The following is a 24,577-nucleotide window of genomic DNA, read 5'->3' on the forward strand; positions in this document are numbered from 1 at the left end:
CCGGGCCGCGCATATGCTTCGCCGGAAAGATTGGTTCCGGCCGGCTCGCGCGCAGCTTACGCTGCACACTCCCGTACTCGATTTCGTCCTGCAATGATTCGTCCGATCCGCTACAAAGGCTACGAAATGGCGCCTGCGGCCGCCCGCCAGCCTAACGGGCTGTTCGCCGCGAACCTGACCATCGAGAAGACCGCCGCGGGCCCCTCCCGCGCCTACTCGTTCGATGCGATCGACTTCTTCTTCGACGAGGCCCACGCGCTGGCCTACGCCTCGCGCTGGGGGCGCATCTGGATCGACGCGCATAGTTGAGCTTCGGCAAGACGGACGTGGGCGGTGTCCTGGCCCGAAAACGCGAAAATCGACTGCCTATGCAAGAATAAGCCGTTGCGATTTTCCGCCAGACACCCAGATCAAGCTCATGTCCGACACGCTACAGCACGAGCAGGCGGCCGATCACGCCATGCGCCATTGGGCGCATGACAGCACCGGTCCCGTCCGCATCGGCTCCGAGGCGCACAAGCAGATGTTCTGCCGAATGCTCCTCGACACCCATAACCCCTACAAACCGGCCGTGATCGACTGGCCGCCGCTATCGCCGGCCGAACTGAAGCGACTCACCGCGCTGCCGATCTGGGACATCGCGGTCCAGACCGAAGGCCGCGCCTCGATCCGGGTGGCCACCTTCGCCGCCACCGTGGCCGATCCGCTGCTGCGCTCGGCGCTGCAGATGGACGGCGGCGAGGAAGCGCGCCACAAGGTGGTGCTGTCGAAGCTGGTGGAAGCCTATGGCATCGCCCTCGCGCCCGAACCGCCCTATCCCGCGCCGACGGATCCCGAATGGGCCTGGGTGCTGACCGGCTTCAGCGAATGCATCGACAGCTTCTTCGCCTTCGGGCTGTTCCGCTCGGCCCAGCAATCAGGCTTCTTCCCGGAGGAACTGGTCGAGACCTTCGAGCCCGTGATCCAGGAAGAAGGCCGCCACATCCTGTTCTTCGTGAACTGGTACGCCTGGTACTGGCGCAACCTGCCCTGGTGGAAGCGGCCGTGGTTCTTCCTGCGCGTCGCGGCGATCTGGATCACGCTGATCCGCGACCGCATCGGCATCGCGCGCGGCATCGATACCGACGGCGTGGCCCACGATGCGAACTTTCCGGCCAATGCCGCGGCGACGGTCGGCAACGAGGCGCTCAAGCCGCGTGAGCTGATCGAACTCTGCCTGGCCGAGAACGAGCGCCGCATGGCGGGCTACGATCCTCGGCTGCTGCGTCCGAAGTTCGTCCCCCGCATGGCCCGCCTCGCCCTGAAGTTCATCAAGAAGTAAGCCGCCGGAGAAGTGGCCCGGCCGCGCTCGCATCGGGCGCGGCCGATTGGTTGCATCGGCACCTTTCTTTCCTTGCCTTCCCCCGTCTCGCTTCATCGCATGCACGTGCACCGATCGCGATAGCTGCTGCATGCGCACACGGCTGTTGCCGGCCGACAACGCCTGCGATCACGCGTCGTTCGTCACGACACACTTGGTCACCATCTGTCCGCATGTTGGGACGCGGCCCATGCCGGCGGGCGGCGCCCTGCCGTGAAGATGGACGGGATTATCCACGTCCTGTCTGAAATCCCCGTCGATCCCTCTCGAGTTTCAAACCGGGAATTCCATCGGAACCAGCCTTCCGCGACGCCGGGCGGCTCGCAGCGATTCATCCCCAATTCCTATTTTTGCCGCGATGCAATATCGATACTTAAACGATTCGAAAAATCGTTTCCAACCTGCTCAATAATCAAACAGAGGGCTTTCTTAAGGTTTTATCTTTTATCAATGCCGAATACGGATTGTAGAGTATAAAATCGCAAGATTGTCAAATTTCGATACTCTAAATATCGCAGAATGATTCTGTAAAATTGTTGAATATCCTTTAGTATCAGTAGCTTCAAGCCACTCAACACGGACTTTTTGGTGTCCACGGAGGCTCCACGCAAACGATTTACCGGCTCTTGAAGAAATTTAACAGACCGATGGAGCAGTAATCGACAACAATGTTTCACAGTTGATCCCAGGTAGTTTGCAGTTGTTTTCATTTGAAATTAGCCGCCTCCAATAGAATCCGCGCAATTGATTAGTTTTCCCGCGCAAGGCAGAGACGGCGACTGAAACTGCCTGATTCATTGCACGGGTCCGTGGAGATAGGCCGCATGAATCGCAATTACCGCTCGATCTGGAACGAATCTCTCGGGGCGTGGGTGGCTGCTTCCGAAAACGATTCGGCACGGGGAAAACCAAACAAGTCGGCCGTGGCCAAGGCGGTGACCACCGCGGTGCTGGTGGCCGGCGCGACCAACCAGGTCGCGCAGGCGCAGTACGCGACCGGCGGCGGGGTGGCGGCCTCGACCTCGACCATCGCGATCGGCGGCAATGCGGCCGTGCTCGGAGTATTCGCGCCGAGTGGCACCACCGCGAGCGGCACCGGCTCGATCGCACTCGGCTCGAATGCGACGTCGACCGGTGCGGCCTCGATGGCACTCGGCTACGGCTCGACCGCCACCGGCTCCACCTCGATGGCCATCGGCAACGGCGCCACCGCCACCGGCGTGTTTTCCACCGTGTTCGGCCACAACGCCGTGGCGACTGCCTCGAGCGCGATTGCAGTCGGCTCCGGTTCAAACGCGCAAGGCGTGGGCGCGTCCGCGATCGGCAACGACACGCTCGCGACCGGCAGCAGTGCCGTCGCGATCGGTGGCGGCAACAGCACCGGCAGCGGTGGCGCCACAGCGTCGGGTACAAGCTCGATCGCGATCGGCCGGTTCTCGGTCGCCACAGCCACCTCTGCGCTGGCTGCCGGGGCGGGAGCGACCGCATCGGACCAGTTCGCCGTGGCGCTGGGGCCCAACGCTTCCGCCCAGTATGCGAACAGCGTGGCGATCGGCTCGGGCAGCACCACCGCCGCGGCCGCGCCCACCACCACCGGTTTCCTGACCGGCCAGGCGGCGCCGACCTCGGAAGTGTCGGTGGGCTCGGCCACCGCGCTGCGGCGCATCACCAATGTCGCCGACGGCTCGGCGCCAACCGATGCCGTGACGGTTTCGCAGCTCAGCACCGGCCTGAGCACGACCACCAGCTCGATCGCCAGCCTGTCGACCTCGACCTCGAGCGGGCTCTCCACCACGAATAGCCGCGTCACGTCCCTGTCGTCGGGCTTGTCGTCGACGACGAGCTCCATCGGTTCGCTTTCGTCGGGGCTGTCGAGCACCAATAGCTCGGTGACGTCGTTGTCGTCGGGGGTGACTTCGATTTCCAGTGGGCTGTCGACGGCCAATAGCAATGTGGCTTCGTTGTCGTCGGGGGTGACCTCGATTTCCAGTGGCTTGTCGACGGCTAATAGCAACGTGGCTTCGTTGTCGTCGTCCACTTCGACCAGCGTCGGCTCGCTTTCCTCCGGCTTGTCCACCACCAGCAGCTCGGTGACTTCCCTGTCGTCGGGGCTGTCGAGCACCAATAGCTCGGTGACTTCGCTTTCGTCGGGGGTGACCTCGATTTCCAGTGGATTGTCGACGGCCAATAGCAACGTGGCTTCGTTGTCGTCGTCCACTTCGACCAGTGTGGGCTCGCTTTCCAGCGGCTTGTCTACCGCCAGCAGCTCGGTGACCTCCTTGTCGTCGGGCCTGTCGAGTACCAATAGCTCGGTGACTTCGCTGTCATCCGGCGTGACCTCGATTTCCAGTGGATTGTCGACGGCCAATAGCAACGTGGCTTCGTTGTCGTCGTCTACTTCGACCAGCGTCGGCTCGCTTTCCAGCGGCTTGTCCACCGCCAGCAGCTCGGTGACCTCTCTGTCGTCGGGCCTGTCGAGCACCAATAGCTCGGTGACTTCGCTGTCATCCGGCGTGACCTCGATTTCCAGCGGCTTGTCGACGGCCAATAGCAACGTGGCTTCGTTGTCGTCGTCCACTTCGACCAGTGTGGGCTCGCTTTCCTCCGGCTTGTCCACCGCCAGCAGCTCGGTGACCTCTCTGTCGTCGGGGCTGTCGAGCACCAATAGCTCGGTGACTTCGCTTTCGTCGGGGGTGACTTCGCTTTCATCGGGGGTGACCTCGATTTCCAGCGGCTTGTCGACGGCCAACAGCAACGTGGCTTCGTTGTCGTCGTCCACTTCGACCAGCGTCGGCTCGCTTTCCTCCGGCTTGTCCACCGCCAGCAGCTCGGTGACCTCTCTGTCGTCGGGCCTGTCGAGCACCAATAGCTCGGTGACTTCGCTTTCATCGGGGGTGACCTCGATTTCCAGCGGCTTGTCGACGGCCAACAGCAACGTGGCTTCGTTGTCGTCGTCCACTTCGACCAGCGTCGGCTCGCTTTCCTCCGGCTTGTCCACCGCCAGCAGCTCGGTGACCTCTCTGTCGTCGGGGCTGTCGAGCACCAATAGCTCGGTGACTTCGCTTTCGTCGGGGGTGACTTCGATTTCCAGCGGGCTGTCGACGGCCAACAGCAATGTCACTTCGCTCTCGAGCGGGCTGAGCTCCACGAACAGCAATGTCACGTCGCTGTCTTCTGGTTTGTCCACGACCAGAAGCTCCGTGACCTCCCTGTCGTCCGGCCTCTCGAGTACCAATAGCTCGGTAACTTCGCTGTCATCCGGCGTGACCTCGATTTCCAGCGGCTTGTCGACGGCCAACAGCAACGTGGCTTCGTTGTCGTCGTCCACTTCGACCAGCGTTGAATCGCTCTCGACCGGGTTGTCCACGACCACCAGCTCGGTGACTTCCCTTTCGTCAGGACTGTCGAGCACCAACAGCACGGTGGCATCGTTGTCCTCGGGCGCGACGTCGATTTCCAGCGGGCTATCGACGATCACTAGCAACGTCACCTCGCTGTCGAGTGGATTGAGCTCCACTAACAGCAATGTCTCGTCGTTGTCCTCGTCCGTCTCCAGCGGTCTGTCGACGACCAACAGCAACGTCACTTCGCTGTCGAGTGGACTGAGCTCTACCAACAGCAATGTGTCGTCGTTGTCCTCGTCCGTCTCCAGCGGGCTGTCGACGACCAACAGCAACGTCACCTCGCTGTCGAGCGGACTGAGCTCCACCAACAGTAATGTGTCGTCGTTGTCTTCGTCCGTCTCCAGCGGGCTGTCGACGACCAACAGCAACGTCACTTCGCTGTCGAGCGGACTGAGCTCCACCAACAGTAATGTGTCGTCGTTGTCTTCGTCCGTCTCCAGCGGTCTGTCGACGACTAACAGTAACGTCACTTCGCTGTCGAGCGGCCTCAGCTCGACCAATAGCAATGTCACTTCGTTGTCGTCCGGCCTTAGCTCCACCAACAGCAACGTCACCTCACTGTCGAGCGGCCTGAGCTCCACCAACAGCAATGTCTCGTCACTGTCTTCGTCCGTTTCCAGCGGTCTGTCGACGACTAACAGTAACGTCACTTCGCTGTCGTCTGGACTGAGCTCCACGAACAGCAATGTCGGATCGCTGTCTTCGTCCGTCTCCAGCGGTCTGTCGACGACCAATAGCAACGTCACTTCGCTGTCGTCTGGACTGAGCACCACGAACAGTAATGTGTCGTCGTTGTCCTCGTCCGTCTCCAGCGGTCTGTCGACGACCAATAGCAACGTCACTTCGCTGTCGTCTGGACTGAGCACCACGAACAGCAATGTGTCATCGCTGTCTTCGTCTGTATCCAGCGGTCTATCGACGACCAATAGCAACGTCACTTCGTTGTCGTCTGGACTGAGCTCCACAAACAGCAATGTCTCGTCGCTGTCCTCGTCTGTATCCAGCGGTCTGTCGACAACCAACAGCAATGTTTCGTCGCTGTCCTCGTCCGTTTCCAGCGGTCTGTCGACGACTAACAGTAACGTCACTTCGCTGTCGAGCGGCCTCAGCTCGACTAATAGCAATGTCACTTCGTTGTCGTCCGGCCTGAGCTCCACCAACAGCAACGTCACGTCACTGTCGTCCGGCCTTAGCTCCACCAACAGCAACGTCACCTCGCTGTCGTCAGGCCTGAGCTCCACCAACAGCAATGTCTCTTCGTTGTCGAGCGGCCTCAGTTCCACCAACAGCAATGTGTCATCGCTGTCTTCGTCCGTTTCCAGCGGCTTGTCGACGACGAACAGCAACGTGTCATCGCTGTCTTCGTCTGTCTCCAGCGGACTGTCGACGACCAATAGCAACGTCGCCTCATTGTCGAGTGGATTGAGCTCCACCAACAGCAATGTGACGTCGCTGTCTTCGTCCGTTTCCAGTGGCCTGTCGACAACCAACAGTAACGTCACCTCGCTGTCGAGCGGCCTGAGCTCCACCAATAGCAACGTCACCTCGCTGTCGAGTGGATTGAGCTCCACCAACAGCAATGTGTCGTCGCTGTCTTCGTCCGTCTCCAGCGGTCTGTCGACGACCAACAGCAATGTCTCGTCGCTGTCCTCGTCCGTCTCCAGCGGTCTGTCAACGACCAACAGCAACGTCACTTCGTTGTCGAGCGGCCTGAGCTCCACCAACAGCAATGTGTCGTCGCTGTCTTCGTCCGTCTCCAGCGGTCTGTCGACGACCAACAGTAACGTCACTTCGCTGTCGTCTGGACTGAGCACCACCAACAGCAATGTGTCGTCGTTGTCTTCGTCCGTCTCCAGCGGCCTGTCGACGACCAATAGCAACGTCACCTCACTGTCGTCTGGCCTGAGCTCCACCAACAGCAACGTCACCTCACTGTCGAGCGGCCTCAGCTCTACCAATAGCAACGTCACCTCGCTGTCGAGCGGCCTGAGCTCCACCAACAGCAACGTCACTTCGCTGTCGTCAGGCCTGAGCTCCACCAACAGCAACGTCACTTCGCTGTCGTCAGGCCTGAGCTCCACCAACAGCAATGTCTCGTCGTTGTCGAGCGGCCTCAGTTCCACCAACAGCAATGTGTCATCGTTGTCTTCGTCCGTTTCCAGCGGCTTGTCGACGACGAACAGCAACGTGTCATCGCTGTCTTCGTCTGTCTCCAGCGGTCTGTCGACGACCAATAGCAACGTCACCTCATTGTCGAGTGGATTGAGCTCCACCAACAGCAATGTGTCTTCGCTGTCTTCGTCCGTTTCCAGCGGCCTGTCGACGACCAACAGCAATGTCTCGTCGCTGTCCTCGTCCATCTCTAGCGGTCTGTCAACGACCAACAGCAACGTCACCTCGTTGTCGAGTGGATTGAGCTCCACAAACAGCAATGTGTCATCGCTGTCTTCGTCAGTCTCTAGTGGCCTGTCGACAACCAATAGCAACGTCACATCTTTATCGACTTCGGTTTCGACAGGCATCAGCTCCCTTTCGACATCAGCGTCGACAGGTATCAGTTCACTGTCGACCGGCGTCAGCTCGCTCTCCACGACGATTGGCTCGCTGTCTACCGGTGTTGGCTCGCTGTCGACGGGGATCGGCTCGCTATCCACTGGGTTAAGCAACACGAACAGCACTGTTTCGTCCTTGTCGTCTTCGACTTCGACAAGCGTTGGATCACTGTCGACAGGACTGTCAACGACAACGAGCAATGTCACCTCGCTGTCGAGCGGCCTGAGCTCCACCAACAGCAATGTCACGTCACTGTCGTCCGGCCTGAGCTCGACCAACAGCAACGTCACCTCGCTGTCGTCTGGCCTCAGCTCTACCAACAGCAACGTCACTTCGCTGTCGAGCGGCCTCAGTTCCACCAATAGCAACGTCACCTCGCTGTCGTCTGGCCTGAGCTCCACCAACAGCAATGTCACGTCACTGTCGTCCGGCTTGAGCTCGACCAACAGCAATGTTTCGTCGCTGTCCTCGTCCGTCTCCAGCGGTCTGTCGACCACCAACAGCAACGTCTCGTCACTGTCCTCGTCCGTTTCCAGCGGTCTGTCTACGACTAACAGTAACGTCACTTCGCTGTCGAGCGGCCTCAGCTCCACCAACAGCAACGTCACTTCGTTGTCATCTGGCCTGAGCTCCACCAACAGCAACGTCACATCGCTGTCGTCTGGCCTGAGTTCCACTAACAGTAATGTTTCGTCGCTGTCCTCGTCCGTCTCCAGCGGTCTGTCTACGACCAACAGCAATGTCTCGTCGCTGTCTTCATCCGTTTCTAGCGGTCTGTCGACGACCAACAGCAACGTCACTTCGCTGTCGTCCGGCCTGAGCTCCACCAACAGCAATGTGTCGTCGTTGTCTTCGTCCGTCTCCAGCGGCCTGTCCACGACCAACAGCAATGTCACTTCGCTGTCGAGCGGCCTCAGCTCCACCAACAGCAATGTCACTTCGCTGTCGTCCGGACTGAGCTCAACCAACAGCAATGTGTCGTCGCTGTCCTCGTCCGTCTCCAGCGGTCTGTCGACAACCAACAGCAATGTCTCGTCGCTGTCTTCATCCGTTTCTAGCGGTCTGTCGACGACCAACAGCAACGTCACTTCGCTGTCGTCCGGCCTGAGCTCCACCAACAGCAATGTGTCGTCGTTGTCTTCGTCCGTCTCCAGCGGCCTGTCCACGACCAACAGCAATGTCACTTCGCTGTCGAGCGGCCTCAGCTCCACCAACAGCAACGTCACCTCGCTGTCGTCCGGACTGAGCTCCACCAACAGCAATGTTTCCTCGCTGTCGAGCGGCCTCAGCTCCACCAACAGCAATGTCACTTCGCTGTCGTCCGGACTGAGCTCCACCAACAGCAATGTGTCGTCGCTGTCCTCGTCCGTCTCCAGCGGTCTGTCGACAACCAACAGCAATGTCACGTCACTGTCGTCCGGCTTGAGCTCCACCAACAGCAATGTGTCGTCGCTTTCCTCGTCTGTCTCCAGCGGCCTGTCCACGACCAATAGCAACGTCACTTCGCTGTCGTCCGGACTGAGCTCTACCAACAGCAATGTGTCGTCGCTGTCCTCGTCCGTCTCTAGCGGTCTGTCAACGACCAACAGCAACGTCACTTCGTTGTCGAGCGGCCTTAGCTCCACCAACAGCAACGTCTCGTCGCTGTCGAGCGGCCTCAGCTCCACCAACAGCAATGTCACCTCGCTGTCGTCCGGACTGAGCTCAACCAACAGCAATGTGTCATCGCTGTCTTCGTCCGTTTCCAGCGGCTTGTCGACGACGAACAGCAACGTGTCATCGCTGTCTTCGTCTGTCTCCAGCGGACTGTCGACGACCAATAGCAACGTCACTTCGCTGTCGTCTGGCCTGAGCTCCACCAACAGCAATGTCTCGTCGCTGTCCTCGTCCGTCTCCAGCGGGCTGTCGACGACCAACAGCAACGTCACCTCGCTATCGTCTGGCCTGAGCTCCACTAACAGCAATGTCACTTCGTTGTCGTCAGGACTGAGCTCTACCAACAGCAATGTTTCGTCGCTGTCCTCGTCCGTCTCCAGCGGCCTGTCGACAACCAACAGCAATGTTTCCTCGCTGTCCTCGTCCGTCTCCAGCGGTCTGTCAACGACCAACAGCAACGTCTCGTCGCTGTCGAGCGGCCTTAGCTCCACCAACAGCAATGTCTCCTCGCTGTCGAGCGGCCTCAGCTCCACCAACAGCAACGTCACCTCGCTGTCGAGCGGCCTTAGCTCCACCAACAGCAACGTCACTTCGCTGTCGTCCGGCTTGAGTTCCACCAACAGCAATGTCACCTCGCTGTCGTCCGGCCTCAGCTCCACCAACAGCAACGTCACCTCGCTGTCGTCCGGCCTCAGCTCCACCAACAGCAACGTCACTTCGCTGTCGTCCGGCCTGAGCTCCACCAACAGCAATGTCACTTCGCTGTCGAGCGGCCTCAGCTCCACCAACAGCAATGTCTCCTCGCTGTCCTCGTCCGTCTCCAGCGGGCTGTCGACGACCAACAGCAACGTCTCGTCGCTGTCGAGCGGCCTGAGCTCCACCAACAGCAACGTCTCCTCGCTGTCGAGCGGCCTCAGCTCCACCAACAGCAATGTCTCCTCGCTGTCGAGCGGCCTCAGCTCCACCAACAGCAACGTCACCTCTCTGTCGAGCGGCCTCAGCTCCACCAACAGCAATGTCACTTCGCTGTCTTCCGGCCTGAGCTCCACCAACAGCAATGTGTCGTCGCTTTCCTCGTCTGTCTCCAGCGGCCTGTCCACGACCAATAGCAACGTCACTTCGCTGTCGTCCGGACTGAGCTCTACCAACAGCAATGTGTCGTCGCTGTCCTCGTCCGTCTCCAGCGGTCTGTCAACGACCAACAGCAACGTCACTTCGTTGTCGAGCGGCCTTAGCTCCACCAACAGCAACATCACCTCGCTGTCGAGCGGCCTCAGCTCCACCAACAGCAATGTCTCGTCGCTGTCTTCGTCCGTCTCCAGCGGTCTGTCGACGACCAACAGCAACGTCACCTCACTGTCGTCCGGCCTGAGCTCCACCAACAGCAATGTGTCGTCGCTGTCTTCGTCTGTCTCCAGTGGCCTGTCCACGACCAACAGCAACGTCACTTCGCTGTCATCCGGACTGAGTTCTACCAACAGCAATGTCTCTTCGCTGTCCTCGTCCGTCTCCAGCGGTCTGTCGACGACAAACAGCAACGTCTCGTCACTGTCGAGCGGCCTGAGCTCCACCAACAGCAACGTCACCTCGCTGTCGTCCGGCCTGAGCTCCACCAACAGCAATGTCACCTCGCTGTCGTCCGGACTGAGCTCCACCAACAGCAACGTCACTTCGCTGTCGTCCGGCCTTAGCTCTACCAACAGCAATGTCACTTCGTTGTCGTCCGGCCTCAGCTCTACCAACAGCAATGTCTCGTCGCTGTCCTCGTCAGTCTCTAGCGGTCTGTCGACGACTAACAGCAACGTCTCGTCGCTGTCGAGCGGCCTCAGCTCCACCAACAGCAATGTCTCGTCACTGTCTTCGTCCGTCTCCAGCGGTCTGTCGACGACCAACAGCAACGTCACTTCGCTGTCGTCCGGCCTGAGCTCGACCAACAGCAATGTCACTTCGTTGTCGTCCGGCCTCAGCTCCACCAACAGCAACGTCACCTCGCTGTCGTCTGGCCTGAGCTCCACCAACAGCAATGTCACCTCGCTGTCGTCCGGCTTGAGCTCCACCAACAGCAATGTCTCTTCGTTGTCGAGCGGCCTCAGTTCCACCAACAGCAATGTTTCGTCGCTGTCCTCATCTGTCTCCAGCGGCCTGTCCACGACCAATAGCAACGTCACCTCGCTGTCGTCCGGACTGAGTTCCACCAACAGCAACGTCACCTCACTGTCGTCCGGCCTGAGCTCCACCAACAGCAATGTCACCTCGCTGTCGAGCGGCCTGAGCTCCACCAACAGCAATGTCACTTCGCTGTCGTCCGGACTGAGCTCCACCAACAGCAACGTCACCTCGCTGTCGTCCGGACTGAGTTCCACCAACAGCAATGTCACTTCGTTGTCGTCCGGCCTGAGCTCCACCAACAGCAATGTCACTTCGCTGTCGTCCGGCCTGAGCTCCACCAATAGCAATGTCACGTCACTGTCGTCCGGCTTGAGCTCCACCAACAGCAATGTTTCGTCGCTGTCCTCATCTGTCTCCAGCGGCCTGTCCACGACCAATAGCAACGTCACCTCGCTGTCGTCCGGACTGAGTTCCACCAACAGCAACGTCACTTCGCTGTCGTCCGGCCTCAGCTCCACCAACAGCAACGTCACCTCGCTGTCGTCCGGCCTCAGCTCCACCAACAGCAACGTCACTTCGCTGTCGTCCGGCCTCAGCTCTACCAACAGCAATGTCTCGTCTCTGTCCTCGTCCGTCTCCAGCGGTCTGTCGACGACAAACAGCAACGTCTCGTCGCTGTCGAGCGGCCTCAGCTCCACCAACAGCAACGTCACCTCGCTGTCGAGCGGCCTTAGCTCCACCAACAGCAACGTCACTTCGCTGTCGTCAGGCTTGAGTTCCACCAACAGCAATGTCACCTCGCTGTCGTCCGGCCTCAGCTCCACCAACAGCAACGTCACCTCGCTGTCGTCCGGCCTCAGCTCCACCAACAGCAACGTCACCTCGCTGTCGTCCGGCCTGAGCTCGACCAACAGCAACGTCACTTCGCTGTCGTCCGGCCTCAGCTCTACCAACAGCAATGTCTCCTCGCTGTCGAGCGGCCTCAGCTCCACCAACAGCAACGTCACCTCGCTTTCGAGCGGCCTCAGCTCCACCAACAGCAATGTCACTTCGCTGTCTTCCGGCCTGAGCTCCACCAACAGCAACGTCTCCTCGCTGTCGTCCGGCCTCAGTTCCACCAACAGCAACATCGGCTCGCTGTCGTCTTCGACCTCGACCAGCGTCGGCTCGCTCTCCACCGGCCTCTCGACCACGAACAGCAATGTCACTTCGCTGTCGTCAGGTCTCAGCTCCACCAACAGCAACATCAGCTCGCTGTCGTCCTCGACCTCGACCAGCGTTGGCTCGCTGTCCACCGGCCTCTCGACCACCAACAGCAACGTCACTTCGCTGTCGAGCGGCCTCAGCTCCACCAACAGCAACATCAGCTCGCTGTCGTCTTCGACCTCGACCAGCGTCGGCTCGCTCTCCACCGGACTCTCGACCACCAACAGCAACGTCTCTTCGCTGTCGTCCGGCCTCAGCTCCACCAACAGCAACATCGGCTCGCTGTCGTCCTCGACCTCGACCAGCATCGGCTCGCTGTCCACCGGCCTGTCCTCGACCACCAGCAGCATCGGCTCCCTGTCGACGGCAACCGGTTCGCTGTCCACCGGCCTGGTGCAGACCAACAGCAACGTCGCCTCGCTGTCGACGTCCACCTCGTCGAGCGTCAGCTCGCTGTCGACCTCGGTCAGCTCGATCGCCAACTCGTCGGGCAAGATCGGCAACAGCGTGGCTTCGGCACTGGGCGGCGGCTCGACCTACGACCCGGCCACCGGCACGCTGACGGCACCGACCTACACGACCTACAAGGCCAACGGCACCACCGCGAACGTCAACAACGTCGGCGATGCGCTCGACAGCATCAACTCGAACGGCATCAAGTACTTCCACACCAACTCGACGGGCGCGGATTCGATCGCCACCGGCGTGGACAGCGTCGCGATCGGCCCGAACGCCGTCGCGAACATCGACAACTCGGTGGCCATCGGCAGCGGTTCGATCACCACCACGGCGGTGCCGGTGAGTTCGGCGACGGTCGGCGGCATCACCTTCGGCAACTTCGCCGGCAGCAACCCGGCCGGCACGGTGAACATCGGCGCGCCCGGTTTCGAACGGCAGTTGACGGGCCTCGCCGCCGGCCGGATCTCGGCCACCAGCACCGACGCGGTAAACGGCAGCCAGCTGTTCCAGACCAATGCAGCGGTGGCCTCGCTGTCGAGCAGCCTGAGCAGCGCGGCCGGCGCGTTCTCGAGCTCGGTGGCCTCGCTGTCCACCTCGACCTCGACTTCGCTGAACGCGCTGTCCTCGTCCACCTCCACCTCGCTGAGCTCGCTCTCGACGGGGGTTTCCACGACCAACAGTTCGGTCTCCTCGCTGTCCACCTCGACCTCGACCACCACCGGCTCGCTGTCCACCGGCCTGTCGAACACGAGCAGCAGCGTGACGTCGCTGTCGACCGCCACCTCGACCAGCATCGGCTCGCTGTCCACCAGCCTGTCGTCGACCAACAACTCGGTCACCTCGCTGTCCTCGAGCCTCGGCACGGTCAGCTCCCAGGTGGCCTCGCTGTCCACCACGGCGGCCAACAACACCACGCGCTCGCTGAGCGCCGGCGGTTACGCGGCCGACATGTCGGCGCCGGGCGCGCAGGCGCCGTCGGTCAGCGCCGGCTCGAACTCGGTGGCGCTCGGCCAGGGCTCGACCGATGGCGGCCGATCCAACGTGGTGTCGGTCGGCAGCTCGACCCAGCAACGCCAGATCACCAACGTCGCGGCGGGCACGGAAGGCACGGACGCAGTCAACCTCAACCAGTTGAATGCGCTGTCGACTTCTATGTCACAATCCTTCTCCGGCCAGCAAAGCCAGCTCAACCTGCTCGGTTCGCAGCTCGCGCAGACCCAGCAGGCGGTCCAGCAGACCAACCAGATGGCACGGCAGGGGATCGCCGCCGCCACGGCGCTGACGATGCTGCCGCAGGTGGAGCCCGGCAAGACCGTCAACATGGCGATCGGTGTCGCGCGCTTCGCCGGCGAGTCCGGCATGGCGTTCGGCGCAAGCGCGCACGTGACGACCAACGGCATTCTGAAACTGGGCATCGGCGTCTCGGGCCAGAACAAGACGTACGGTGTCGGATATGGATACAGCTGGTGATCGAATCCTTGCCATCGTCCCCCGCGGGGGAACCTGACAGGCGCCTGACCGTCGGCATCTCGCTGTTCGCGAGAGACGGCCAGGCGATCTGGGAAAACGGTATTCATCAGAACATCGCCTTCCTGGCGATGATGCTCCGCAAATCCGACCGCATCGGCCGGATTTATTTCCTCAACGGCGGGGATGCCAAGCAGATCCCCACCGGCCTCGATTTCGGCGGACTCGACGTCGAACTGGTCAATCCGCGCGACGTCTCGCACCAGCTCGACGTGGTGATCGAGATGGGCGCCCAGTTGCAGGTGGATTGGCTCAAGTACATGAAGACGCTGGGCAAGAAGCTGATCATGTGCTTCGTCGGCAATGTCTACGCCGGCCTCTGCGAAACGCCGATCTTCAACCAGCCGTCGGGCCACATCTTCAACGGCGGCCCCTACGACGAAGTCTGGATCCTGCCCAAGGACGACAAGACGGCCAAGCCGCTGCTGCGCACGCTGATGCGCGCGCCGGTCTATTCCATGCCGCATATCTGGTCGCCGCATTTCGTCGATCGCCGCATCGCCGCGCTCGCGCAGGAAGGCATCCAGTTCGGCTACCAGGCGGGCCGCCGCACCGACTGGCGGCTCGCGATCCTCGAACCGAACATCTCGGTGGTGAAGAGCTGCCACTACCCGATGCTGGTCGCCGACGAGTTCTACCGCGCGCAGCCCGATGCGGTGAAGCACATGTTCGTGATCAACTCGATGCACATGAAGGAGCACAGCACCTTCGTGCATTTCGCGAACAGCCTCGACCTGGTGCGCCACCACAAGGCCACCTTCGAGCCGCGCGTCGAGCTGCCCTCGTTCCTGGCCCAGCACACCGACGCGGTGATCTCCCACCAGTGGGAGAACCCGCAGAACTACCTCTATTACGACGTGCTGTACGGCGCCTATCCGCTGATCCACAATTCGCCGATGCTGGGCGACGCCGGCTACTACTATCCGGAGTTCGATTCGGCCACGGGCGGGCGCGTGCTGCACCAGGCCTGGCGCGAGCACGACGCCAACCTCGACAGCTACCGCGCGAAGGCAAACGCCCTGCTGCAGCGCGTGTCGATCGATAATCCGGCGAACCTCGACGCCTACGTCGAGCGCCTCCTGGCCTGACCGATTTCCGCGGGAGAACCTGCATGTCCGATATTCCCGTCCGTGATCTTCCGAACGGCGGCAAGCGTCTCGTCGTGGGCGTCTCGCTCTATGTGCGCGGCGCCGGCCAGTCGCTGTGGGAAAACGGGATTTTCCAGAATTGCCTGCTGCTGGTGCTGCTGCTGCGCCAGTCGCCGCTGGTCGGCGAGGTGCTGATGGTGAACGGCGGCAACAACGAATCCGCCGATCCGCAGATGATGCTCGACGAGTGGCAGGTGCCGCTGGTCTCGATGGACGAGGCCATGACGCGCTGCGACGTGCTGATCGAGATGAGCGCACAGTTCAACGCGAACTGGATCGCGGCCTTCCGCGAGCGCGGCGGCAAGGTGGTGACGATGCGCGTGGGCAACGACTATGTGATCGACATCGAGCGCGCGATGTTCGACAAACCCTCGGGCTTCCTGTTTTCCGGCGCGCGCTACGACGGCGTCTGGACCATCCCCGAGTTCGAACACTCGTGCCGCCACTACCTCGAATCGGGCCTGCGCCGCGAGGTCACGATCGTGCCGCACATCTGGCATCCGATGCTGTTCGACAAGGCGCGCAACCAGCTCGAGGAAGGCCGTTCCTACGGCTACCAGCCGGGCCGTTCGCGCTGGCGCGTGACGATGTTCGAACCGAATATCTGCATGGTGAAGACCAGCATCATCCCGATGCTGATCGCCGAGGCGGCCTATCGCGAGCAGCCCGCCTTCGTCGAGTTCGTGCGCGTGTGCAACACGCTGCACATGAAGGACCACACGACCTTCGTGCATTTCGCGCGCAGCCTCGACATCGTCAACCACAGCCTGGCGACCTTCGAGGGGCGTTTCGCGATCTACGAGTTCATGTCGCATCACGGCGACGTGGTGATCTCCCATACCTGGGAAAACGCCCAGAACTACCTCTATTACGAACTGCTGTACGGCGGCTACCCGCTGGTCCACAACTCGCCCTTCCTGGGCCCCTGCGGCTACTACTACCCGGATTTCGACTGCGAGGAAGGCGGCCGCCAGTTGCTGCGCGCGTTCCGCGAGCACGACGCGAACCTCGAGGCTTACCGCGAGCACGCGGCCCATCTGCTGCACTCGGTCGACATCCACAACCCGGACAACGTCGCCGCCTACACGGAAGCGCTGGCCGCACTCTATCGCTGAGGCAGCGCCCTAGCCAACTCGCCACATCGACTTCGAACCCGGAGGCCACTTGAAATCGATCTTCGTCCGCTGCGCCACACTCGCCACGCTCGGCGCCCTCGCCGCCTTCGCCCAGCTCGCGCAGGCCCAGACGCCGGCGCCGGCCGCCGCGGCAGCCGGCAATGCGCCGACGCTCTCGCTCGCGCCCGTCAACGCGGGTACCTCGGCCGACGAGCTGCTGCGCAACGCCGACTTCGCACTCCAGATGATCGATACGGGCCGCTTCCACGACCTCTACACCGACGTGGCGCCGTTCGTGAAGCAGCGCTACGACGAGCAGCATTTCTCCGACGACACGCGCCAGTCGCGTCAACTGGTCGGTGCCATCAAGAGCCGCGGCTGGGCCGCCGTCACGCGCATCATCTACACGGGCGCCAAGGACGTGCCCGACGGCCTCTATGCCAACGTCGACTACGCCACCACGCAGACCTCGGGCAAGGTGGTCTACGAGAAGGTCAGCTTCCGCCTCGAGAACGACGGCCGCTGGCACCTGACGGGCTACGTGCCGCGCGTCGCGCAAGGGCCGATTCCGGGCAGCCAGTAAGCCCGCGGCGCCTCACGACCGAGGGGCCTGCTCAGGCCTCCTCCTCGCCGTCGAAGTGCGGCTTCAGCAGCGCCTCGATCCAGTCCATGAAGGCCCGCACCCGGCGCGACAGGTTGCGCCGGTGCGCCACCACGAACCAGACCGGCAGCGAGGCCGGACGATACTCGGGCAGCACCTCCACCAGCTCGCCGCTTTCCAGGTAGGACAGCAGCCGCCAGCGGCTCGCCTGGATCAGCCCGATGCCGGCCAGCCCCGCCGCGTGATAGGTCTGCACGCTGTTGACGCTGAGCGCGCAAGGCAGCGCCAGCGTGGCGGGCCGCCCGCGCTCGACGTAGTCCCACACGGTCGGCCGGTTGGCGAAGCTCATGGTGTAGTTGACCAGCCGATGGCCCTGGGTGGCCAGTTCGCGCAGGTTGCGCGGCACGCCATGGCGGGCGAGGTATTCAGGGCTCGCCGCGTTCACCATGCGCAGGCTGCCGAGCCGCCGCGCCACCAGCGATTCGTCGACGATCCCGCCGATCCGCAGCACGCAATCGATGCCCTCCTGGATCAGGTCGACGCGCCGGTCGGTGCTCGACACCTCCAGCGCCAGCTCCGGATGCATCGCGATGAAGCCGGGCAGCGCCGGCACCAGCACGCTGCGCGCGATCTCGCTGGGCAGGTCCACGCGCAGGCGCCCGCGCAGCGGCACGTCGTGCTCGCTGGTGAACATCGACTGCAGCGCCTCGGCATCGGCCAGCAGGTCCTGGGCGCGCTGGTAGAAGGCGTGGCCGTCCTCGGTCAGTTGCACGGTGCGCGTGGAGCGGTGCAGCAGCCGCGCGCCGATCTCGGCCTCCAGCGCGCGCACCGTGTTCGAGGCGCGCCCCTTCTGGATGCCGAGGCTTTCCGCGGCACGCGTGAAGCTCGCCATCTCGGCCACCCTGACGAAGATCCGCAGCGCATCCAGGTTCTGCATTGTGATGTTTGAAAATAACAGTGCGTTCAGATTGGCGCACTTTATCGCATCGAGCCGGGGGCGCATAGTGAGCGACTCACGGCCGGCGCCGCCGGCTGAACGACGGAGAACACGATGCGTTACAACCAGCTTGGCAACACCGGACTGTTCGTGTCCGAGATCTGTCTCGGCACGATGACCTTCGGCCGCTCGGGCCAGGACGGCATGTGGGGCAACATCGCCGGCATGGACCAGGCCACGGCCGACGCGATCGTCGAGCGCAGCCTCGCCGCCGGCGTCAACTTCATCGATACCGCCGACATCTACTCGTTCGGCGAATCGGAGGAGATGCTGGGCCAATCGCTGAAGAACCTGTCGGTACCGCGCAAGAACGTGGTGCTGGCCACCAAGCTGTACAACCCGATGAGCAGCGGCCCGAACGATCGCGGCACCTCGCGCGTGCACATCATCAACTCGATCGAGGCCAGCCTCGAGCGCCTGCAGACGGACTACATCGACCTCTACCAGATCCACGCCAACGACACGGTCACGCCGATCGAGGAAATGCTGCGCACCTTCGACGACCTGATCTCGCGCGGCCTGGTCCGCTACATCGGCGTGTCGAACTGGCAGGCCTGGCGCATCGCCAAGGCGCTCGGCGTAGCCGAGCGGCACGGCTACGCGCGTTTCGAATCGGTGCAGGCCTACTACTCGATCGCCGGCCGCGACCTCGAACGCGAGATGGTGCCGATGATGAACGAGGAGAAGGTCGGCCTGATGGTCTGGTCGCCGCTGGCGGGCGGGCTGCTGTCGGGCAAGTACGGCCCGGGCTCGAACGACAACGAAGGCCGCCGCGCCACCTTCGATTTCCCGCCGGTCGACAAGGATCGCGCCTGGGCCTGCGTGGCCGCGATGCGTCCGATCGCCGAGAAGCACGGCGCGAGCGTGGCCGCGGTGGCGCTGGCCTATGTGCTCGCCAAGCCCTTCGTGACGACGGTGATCGTCGGCGGCAAGCGGCTCGAACAGATCGAGCAGAACCTCGGCGCGGTCAAGCTGAAGCTCGACGCCGAGGACCTCGCCAAGCTCGACGAGGCCAGCGCGCTGGCGCCCGAGTATCCGGGCTGGATGCTGTCGCGCCAGGCAGTCCATCGCGTGCCGCAGCCGTTCGAGCCGAAGGCCTGAACGAGAAGCGGGGCCGACCTCGGTCGGCCCTCGTGAAAACGGGCCGGCGCCGCTGTGAAGCGGCGCCGGCCCATGTCGCTTGCTGCCGGCGCGAAGCCGGGGTCAGCCAGCCCTCGTCAGGCAGCCGGGAAGTCGGTGCTCCGGGTCAGATCCTTCCACTGCTCGAACCCGCTGCGCAGCGATTCGAGCTTGGTCTGCGCAAGTTGATAGGCATCCGAACCAAGCAGCAGGCGCAGCGGCGGATGCTCGGCTTCCACGGCGCGGATGATCGCCGCCGCGCCGCGCACCGGGTCTCCCGGCTGCGTGCCCGAATAGGCGCGTGCCTGGGCACGGCGCTTGCCGGCCGTCTCCGCGTAATCGTCGATCACGGTCTTCGACTCGATCACCGAGCGGCCCGCCCAGTCGGTGCGGAAGCGCCCCGGCTCGACGATCGTCACGTGGATGCCGAGCGGCCCGACCTCGGCCGCCAGCGACTCCGAGAAGCCTTCCACGGCATGCTTCGAGGCATGGTAGTAACCGGTCGCCGCGAAGGCCATCAGCCCGCCGATCGACGATACGTTGACCACGTGTCCACGCCGGCGCGCGCGCATGCCGGGCAGCACGTGGCGCGTCAGCGAGAACAGGCCGAACACGTTGGTCTCGAACTGGCGGCGGATCTCGGCGTCCTCGCCCTCCTCGATCGCCGAGAAATAGCCGTAGCCGGCATTGTTGACCAGCACGTCGATGCGGCCGAACTTCGCCTCGGCATCCGCCACGGCCCGGCCGATAGTGGCCTCGTCGGTGGCGTCGAGCGGCAGCACCAGCGCGCGCTCGCCATACGGCGCGGCGAGCGCCGCCAGCTTGCCCGGATCGCGCGCCGTCAGCACCGCGCGGCCGCCCTGCTCGAGCACCTGGCGGGCCAGTTCATGGCCGAAACCCGTCGAACATCCCGTAATGAACCAGACGTCTTCTTTCTTCATCACCACTCCTTGGGAAAGATCGGATCGACAGCCGGCAGCCCGGCTGCATGAGACGTATGTTGCGCCGCGGCGCGCCGGCGGCGCCAGCGAGATCGCACCAATCTTTTGCGCGATCCTGCCAATCGCATCGGCAGGATCACGAAGCATCGGCCGCGCCGTTGCACGATCCTGCCGAATGCCTTAGGGTGACGCGATCCGCCGAAACGAGCGCCGGCTCGCCAGGCCCCAGTGGAGACGACCATGGACCCCTTGCTCGACCCGATACGCGATGCGATCGAACGCCATTGCGCCTCGCCGCACCAGGCCACGCCCATCCCTGGCCTGACGATCTTCCGCATGACCAGCACCACGCCGCCCGATCGCGCGCTCTACAACCCGCGCCTGCTGCTGATCGTGCAGGGCGCGAAGTCGGTGGCGCTCGGCGAGCTGTCGTTCCGCGCCACGCCGGCCAACTTCCTGCTGGTGACCGTCAACATCCCCGTCACCACCCAGATCGAGGTGACGCCCGACGGCCGCCCGCATCTCGCGCTGACGCTGAGCCTGGATCGCGCCTTGCTCGCCGAGGTGCTGCAGCGCGTGGCGGCCGAACCGGTGGCCACCGCCTCGCCGGCCGCGCTGGCGGCCGCGCCGATGACCGATGCGCTGCTCGAGCCCTTCTCGCGCCTGCTGCGGCTGCTCGACCATCCCGAGGAGATCGACTTCATGGCGCCGCTGATCGTGCGCGAGATCTACTACCGCCTGCTGACGGGCGCGCTCGGCGAGACGCTCACGCAGTTCGCGCTGAACAGCTCGCACGTGGCGAAGATCGGCCGCGTCACGGACTGGATCAAGCATCACTATGCCGAGCCGATGAGCATCGAGGCGCTCGCCGAGCTGGCCGGCATGAGCGTCACCTCCTTCCATCGCCACTTCAAGAACCTCACCTCGATGACGCCGATCCAGTACCGGATGCAGATCCGCCTGCGCGAGGCGAGGCGCATGCTGATTTCGGAAGGGGAAGGCGCCGGGGCGATCGGCCTGAAGGTGGGCTACGAGAGCCAGTCGCAGTTCAGCCGCGACTACAAGCGCCTGTTCGGCGCGCCGCCCGCGAGCGACACGGCGCGGCTCGCCAATGGACGATAACAACGGGCGATAGCGGGGGGAAGGAGCAACGGGGATGACGAGGGCGGCCGGCGATGGCCGCCCTGCTTCGTCTCAGGCGGCCGAGCCGTTCACCAGGTTGGCGAGCAGCAGGTCGTAGTCGGCCACCAGGGCCGGGTTCTTCGAGGTGTAGCGGCGCAGCAGTTCACGCTGGCGCCGCGCATAGTGCTCCCAGTCGGCGTCGTGCTCGCGCAGCACGCGCGCGAGCAGCCCGGCGCCGGCCTGCACGTCGTTCTCGGGGTAGTAGTAGCCGAGGTCCTGCACCAGGTGCGCGTTGTGGACCAGCGGATAACCCTGCCAGGCCACGTCGAAATAGAAGTAGTTGAGCGGGTTTTCCCATTGGTGCGAGACCACCACGTCGGTGAACTCGGCCAGGAACATCGGCGTGTCGTAGCGACCGACGAAGCTGGCCTTGCTGGCGCGCACGATCTCGAGGTAATTCATCAGCATCACGAACTCCTGGCTGTGATGCGCGATGTGCTCGGCATTGGTGACGTGCGTAAACGAGATCGCCTCGGGGTCGCGCCGGAACACCTCGTCGATGATCAGCATCGGGTAGAGGCAGAACTTCACCACGTCGTGGTTCGGCTCCATCACCGTCAGGCGTTTCGCCGCCTGGCCGCTGGGCCGGTACTCGCCGTTCTCGCGCAGCGGCCGCGCGCGCTCGGTGAGGAACATCGGATCCCAGACGAAGGGCACCACGCGCCCCGGGCAGCGCCGCAGCGATTGCAGGAAGGGCAGCGAGGACGGCGCGATCTGCGGGATCGCCCAGATCTCGTCGTAGCCGCGATTGATGAACAGCGTGTCCCACAGCTTGCGGCCGAACAGGATCGATTGCGTGGCGTGGATGTATTCGAAGCCGCAGCAGTAGCTGACGATCTTCACGCCGCGCGCCTTCAGGTAGGCGGTCTGCTCGCCGTCGATCTGCCCGCCCAGCTCGATCAGCACGTCGAGCGAATCCTTCATCTCGGTGAAACTGCGCGTCTCGAAGATCCTGCGATCCCAGGGCAGCGCGTCGCTGAGCGCGACGTCGGTGGTGTTGACCAGGGTCACGCGATAGCCGCGCGAGGATTTCATCAGCAGCTTCGCGAGATAGAGCGCGTTCTGCTTGATGCCGTTGATCCAGAGGCTTTCGTTCGGCTCGCGCAGGCCGATCGTGATACCGATACGCAGGCCGTTCAAATCGACAGGAGCAGTCATTATGGGCGGGCGAAAAAGATGTCGCGGTGCGGCGCGCACGCAATGCCGGCGCTGCATGGCCGGCCGCGCACTGGCCTGGGTTCAGGGCCGCAGTCTAACCGAGCCGCCGCGCCTGGACTGTCATAAATGGTCACAGGATACGCCGCCGGCCGCCCGGGCACGAGCCGCGCGAACCGGGCCCGGAAGCCCGGTTGCTCGATGGCATGGCGAGGCGCGCGAGCGTTGCCGCGTGCCTTCGTTCGTGCCCCGCCCTGCCGATCAGTAATGCCGGGTGCCGCGCACGTTGACGGCCGTATCGAACAACTCCTGCGCGCGGGCCAGCTCGTCCAGCGCGTGGTCGAGCCGCGATTGCGCGGCCGCGTATTCGGCACTTCGCGCGCCCTCCTCCTGATCGCCGCGCACCGCGCGGAAAGCGAGATCGACGTTGCGCGTCGCCTCGACGTAACGCTGGGCGGCAAGCGCCTCGCGCGAATGAGCACCATGAGCCATCAACCGTCCTCCTCGGGCTCGCCCGTCGGCAAGCCAGCGGCGGGCGTCCAGGAAGGAACGCCCGCGGGCATCAATCCCGCTCGCCGCGCCGCGCCCGAAGGCTGCGGCAGCGGAAGCGACTTCCGGACCGGTCCGTCATTCGATCGCGCGGCCAGGCCGCGCGACGCTAGAGCAGCAGCTTGCCCTGGCCGTGGCCAGGCGTGCCGAATGCGGGCTCCGGATCGGGCGCGGGAAGCTCGAACAGGTCGCGCGTGATACCGCGCGCATGTTCGGCCGGCGGGCGGGCTCGCAGCCGCTTCACGAAATCCGTGTAGACGGCCGCCGGCTCCACCGCCGGCAAGTCGAACAGGTCGCGCGTGAAGCCGCGCGACTGTGCCTCGGCCGAACGCCCGCGCAGGCGCCCGACCAACTCGACATAGGTTTCGAAATCGCCGTCGCGCGCGGCCTTGTTCACGCGCGCGAGATCGCGTGCCTTGATCACCGAGGGCTCGGCCAGGCGCACCGTGTAGGGCGCGTCGAGCTCGACCGACAGCGCGACCGGATAGCTGCGCGCGCCGGGCTCGGCCGTGCGCGCCACGCAATCGACCACCACCGCCGACTGCGCCGCGCCGAGCGGCTTGCCGGTGACGGCGCTGCGCAGGTTCTCGGGCGTCACGCGCAGGCGCGTGCCGACGCCGAGCGGCGCCGCCGAGGCGCAGACCAGCGCGTAGTGCTGCTCGCGACGGCGCCCCGAAGGCAGCGTCGCGCGGCTGGTGATGAAGCTGTAGGGCGGCAGTTGGCGCACCTGGCCGCCGGCATCGACCCAGGCGTTCCAGAGCAGCATGCGCCCCGGGTTGACCACCGGCGCGCGGCTCACCACCGGCGTGAACAGCGCGACCAGCGAACCGGCGCGATGCGCGGCCACCTGCACGCTGCTGCCCAGCGACTGCCCGATGCCCCACAGAAACCGCCCGCCGCCGAGCCGACGCTCCCACTCCTTGCGGAGCACGGTGGTCGAGAGATCCTCGCCGAATTCGGCGCCGATCCGGGTCCAGCAAAACGTCGGGGGCAGGTGTTTCAGTGTCATCAACTCTCTCGGGTACCGCGGCCCGATCTTGCGACGGGGCATTTCAATAAGCGCTACTGTATAGTTATAATGCATGACATGGAAGCCCCAGACACCAATTTTTCCGTTCAGGAGCTGCTCGACAAGCTTCGTGGAGATCCGCGCTCATCCAGCGAGATAGCGCGGCTTTGCGGCGTCAGCCAGCCTACCGTGTCGCGGCTTCGCCTGTCCGATGGGCAGCGTCTTCGTCGCAGCGAACCATTCATCAAGCTATGCACTTTCTACGGAATGGAGGCCCCTGCCTCGGGCATGCGCACCGGCAGTTACGACGAGCGCCTGCGTGAGGCGATCGTCGAGGCCTGGGACGGCTCGGACGAGCACGGCCGCGCGCTGATGGTGGTGATCCAGGGGCTCAAGGGGCTCGGCGGCAAGCCGGGATAGCGCGGCGTCACGCGCGGCGCGGCGGCTCGCTCGAGCCGAAGAAGGGAAGGAAGAATGCGACGCGGCC

At 63.5% G+C, this 24,577-nt stretch carries 16 protein-coding genes; 9 read left to right on the forward strand and 7 right to left on the reverse strand.

What is annotated here, in order from left to right:
* The first annotated feature begins 93 nt into the window (after nt 1-93).
* On the forward strand, nt 94-309 hold the full coding sequence (locus tag F3J10_RS13575) for a hypothetical protein (RefSeq protein ID WP_013689426.1): 216 nt from the start codon (nt 94-96) through the stop codon (nt 307-309).
* A gap of 109 nt (nt 310-418) precedes the next feature.
* Nucleotides 419-1,321: a hypothetical protein gene (locus tag F3J10_RS13580; protein ID WP_013689425.1), complete on the forward strand. Its 903-nt coding sequence runs from the start codon at nt 419-421 to the stop codon at nt 1,319-1,321.
* Between the two features lie 874 nt (nt 1,322-2,195).
* Here F3J10_RS13580 and F3J10_RS36640 read toward each other — a convergent pair.
* Both F3J10_RS36640 and F3J10_RS36645 read right to left on the reverse strand, forming a co-directional pair.
* Complete coding sequence (locus tag F3J10_RS36640) at nt 2,196-2,456, reverse strand: hypothetical protein (protein WP_036054277.1); 261 nt, start codon at nt 2,454-2,456, stop codon at nt 2,196-2,198.
* 60 nt (nt 2,457-2,516) lie between these two features.
* On the reverse strand, nt 2,517-12,791 hold the full coding sequence (locus tag F3J10_RS36645) for a hypothetical protein (RefSeq protein WP_345791206.1): 10,275 nt from the start codon (nt 12,789-12,791) through the stop codon (nt 2,517-2,519).
* Between F3J10_RS36645 and F3J10_RS36650 the strand changes: the two genes are divergently transcribed.
* The 4 genes from F3J10_RS36650 to F3J10_RS13600 are packed head-to-tail and all read left to right on the forward strand — an operon-like array spanning nt 12,682 to nt 17,120.
* The gene (locus F3J10_RS36650) at nt 12,682-14,217 is read left to right on the forward strand and encodes a YadA-like family protein (RefSeq protein WP_345791207.1); all 1,536 of its coding nucleotides are present in this window, start codon (nt 12,682-12,684) and stop codon (nt 14,215-14,217) included. The two genes, F3J10_RS36645 and F3J10_RS36650, sit on opposite strands and share 110 nt — an antisense overlap.
* Nucleotides 14,214-15,362 (forward strand): DUF2827 domain-containing protein, encoded by a 1,149-nt coding sequence (locus F3J10_RS13590; RefSeq protein WP_167242298.1) that lies wholly within the window; start codon nt 14,214-14,216, stop codon nt 15,360-15,362. Before F3J10_RS36650 ends, F3J10_RS13590 begins: the two co-directional genes overlap by 4 nt.
* 23 nt (nt 15,363-15,385) lie before the next feature.
* Entirely contained in the window at nt 15,386-16,537 is a 1,152-nt protein-coding gene (locus F3J10_RS13595) for a DUF2827 domain-containing protein (RefSeq protein WP_025101104.1), read from the forward strand.
* A gap of 49 nt (nt 16,538-16,586) precedes the next feature.
* Nucleotides 16,587-17,120, forward strand: a complete 534-nt coding sequence (locus tag F3J10_RS13600) for a DUF4019 domain-containing protein (protein ID WP_025101103.1) — start codon at nt 16,587-16,589, stop codon at nt 17,118-17,120.
* A gap of 31 nt (nt 17,121-17,151) precedes the next feature.
* Here F3J10_RS13600 and F3J10_RS13605 read toward each other — a convergent pair whose 3' ends face one another.
* A complete protein-coding gene (locus F3J10_RS13605) occupies nt 17,152-18,075 on the reverse strand; it encodes a LysR family transcriptional regulator (protein WP_025101102.1) in 924 nt (307 codons plus the stop codon).
* A gap of 114 nt (nt 18,076-18,189) precedes the next feature.
* Between F3J10_RS13605 and F3J10_RS13610 the strand changes: the two genes are divergently transcribed.
* Nucleotides 18,190-19,236, forward strand: a complete 1,047-nt coding sequence (locus F3J10_RS13610; RefSeq protein WP_025101101.1) for an aldo/keto reductase — start codon at nt 18,190-18,192, stop codon at nt 19,234-19,236.
* Between the two features lie 116 nt (nt 19,237-19,352).
* Here the strand turns inward: F3J10_RS13610 and F3J10_RS13615 are convergent, their stop codons facing one another.
* Complete coding sequence (locus tag F3J10_RS13615; protein WP_167233281.1) at nt 19,353-20,195, reverse strand: oxidoreductase; 843 nt, start codon at nt 20,193-20,195, stop codon at nt 19,353-19,355.
* A 240-nt stretch (nt 20,196-20,435) separates the two neighbouring features.
* Here F3J10_RS13615 and F3J10_RS13620 point away from each other — a divergent pair, with 240 nt between their 5' ends.
* Nucleotides 20,436-21,317: an AraC family transcriptional regulator gene (locus tag F3J10_RS13620; protein WP_166913240.1), complete on the forward strand. Its 882-nt coding sequence runs from the start codon at nt 20,436-20,438 to the stop codon at nt 21,315-21,317.
* Nucleotides 21,318-21,389: 72 nt separating this feature from the next.
* Here F3J10_RS13620 and F3J10_RS13625 read toward each other — a convergent pair whose 3' ends face one another.
* From F3J10_RS13625 to F3J10_RS13635, 3 genes are all read right to left on the reverse strand, one after another.
* The gene (locus tag F3J10_RS13625; protein ID WP_096752548.1) at nt 21,390-22,535 is read right to left on the reverse strand and encodes a DUF2827 domain-containing protein; all 1,146 of its coding nucleotides are present in this window, start codon (nt 22,533-22,535) and stop codon (nt 21,390-21,392) included.
* Between the two features lie 258 nt (nt 22,536-22,793).
* Entirely contained in the window at nt 22,794-23,024 is a 231-nt protein-coding gene (locus F3J10_RS13630) for a hypothetical protein (RefSeq protein ID WP_013689413.1), read from the reverse strand.
* Nucleotides 23,025-23,190: 166 nt separating this feature from the next.
* Nucleotides 23,191-24,090, reverse strand: coding sequence for a hypothetical protein (locus F3J10_RS13635; protein ID WP_025101098.1), 900 nt, complete (start codon nt 24,088-24,090; stop codon nt 23,191-23,193).
* A 78-nt stretch (nt 24,091-24,168) separates the two neighbouring features.
* Here F3J10_RS13635 and F3J10_RS13640 point away from each other — a divergent pair, with 78 nt between their 5' ends.
* Entirely contained in the window at nt 24,169-24,510 is a 342-nt protein-coding gene (locus F3J10_RS13640; RefSeq protein WP_025101097.1) for an ArsR family transcriptional regulator, read from the forward strand.
* Nucleotides 24,511-24,577 lie beyond the last annotated feature (67 nt).

It is taken from the genome of Burkholderia sp. Cy-637 (genome assembly GCF_011753175.1).
GTDB classification, from domain to species: Bacteria; Pseudomonadota; Gammaproteobacteria; order Burkholderiales; family Burkholderiaceae; genus Burkholderia; species Burkholderia gladioli.

Coding starts and splice junctions, on each gene's coding strand:
- F3J10_RS13615 (WP_167233281.1), bottom strand. CDS start 20,195: ATGAAGAAAGAAGACGTCTGGTTCATTACGGGATGTTCGACGGGTTTC.
- F3J10_RS13575 (WP_013689426.1), top strand. CDS start 94: ATGATTCGTCCGATCCGCTACAAAGGCTACGAAATGGCGCCTGCGGCC.
- F3J10_RS13620 (WP_166913240.1), top strand. CDS start 20,436: ATGGACCCCTTGCTCGACCCGATACGCGATGCGATCGAACGCCATTGC.
- F3J10_RS13625 (WP_096752548.1), bottom strand. CDS start 22,535: ATGACTGCTCCTGTCGATTTGAACGGCCTGCGTATCGGTATCACGATC.
- F3J10_RS13640 (WP_025101097.1), top strand. CDS start 24,169: ATGGAAGCCCCAGACACCAATTTTTCCGTTCAGGAGCTGCTCGACAAG.
- F3J10_RS13635 (WP_025101098.1), bottom strand. CDS start 24,090: ATGACACTGAAACACCTGCCCCCGACGTTTTGCTGGACCCGGATCGGC.
- F3J10_RS13610 (WP_025101101.1), top strand. CDS start 18,190: ATGCGTTACAACCAGCTTGGCAACACCGGACTGTTCGTGTCCGAGATC.
- F3J10_RS13605 (WP_025101102.1), bottom strand. CDS start 18,075: ATGCAGAACCTGGATGCGCTGCGGATCTTCGTCAGGGTGGCCGAGATG.
- F3J10_RS13630 (WP_013689413.1), bottom strand. CDS start 23,024: ATGGCTCATGGTGCTCATTCGCGCGAGGCGCTTGCCGCCCAGCGTTAC.
- F3J10_RS13580 (WP_013689425.1), top strand. CDS start 419: ATGTCCGACACGCTACAGCACGAGCAGGCGGCCGATCACGCCATGCGC.
- F3J10_RS13595 (WP_025101104.1), top strand. CDS start 15,386: ATGTCCGATATTCCCGTCCGTGATCTTCCGAACGGCGGCAAGCGTCTC.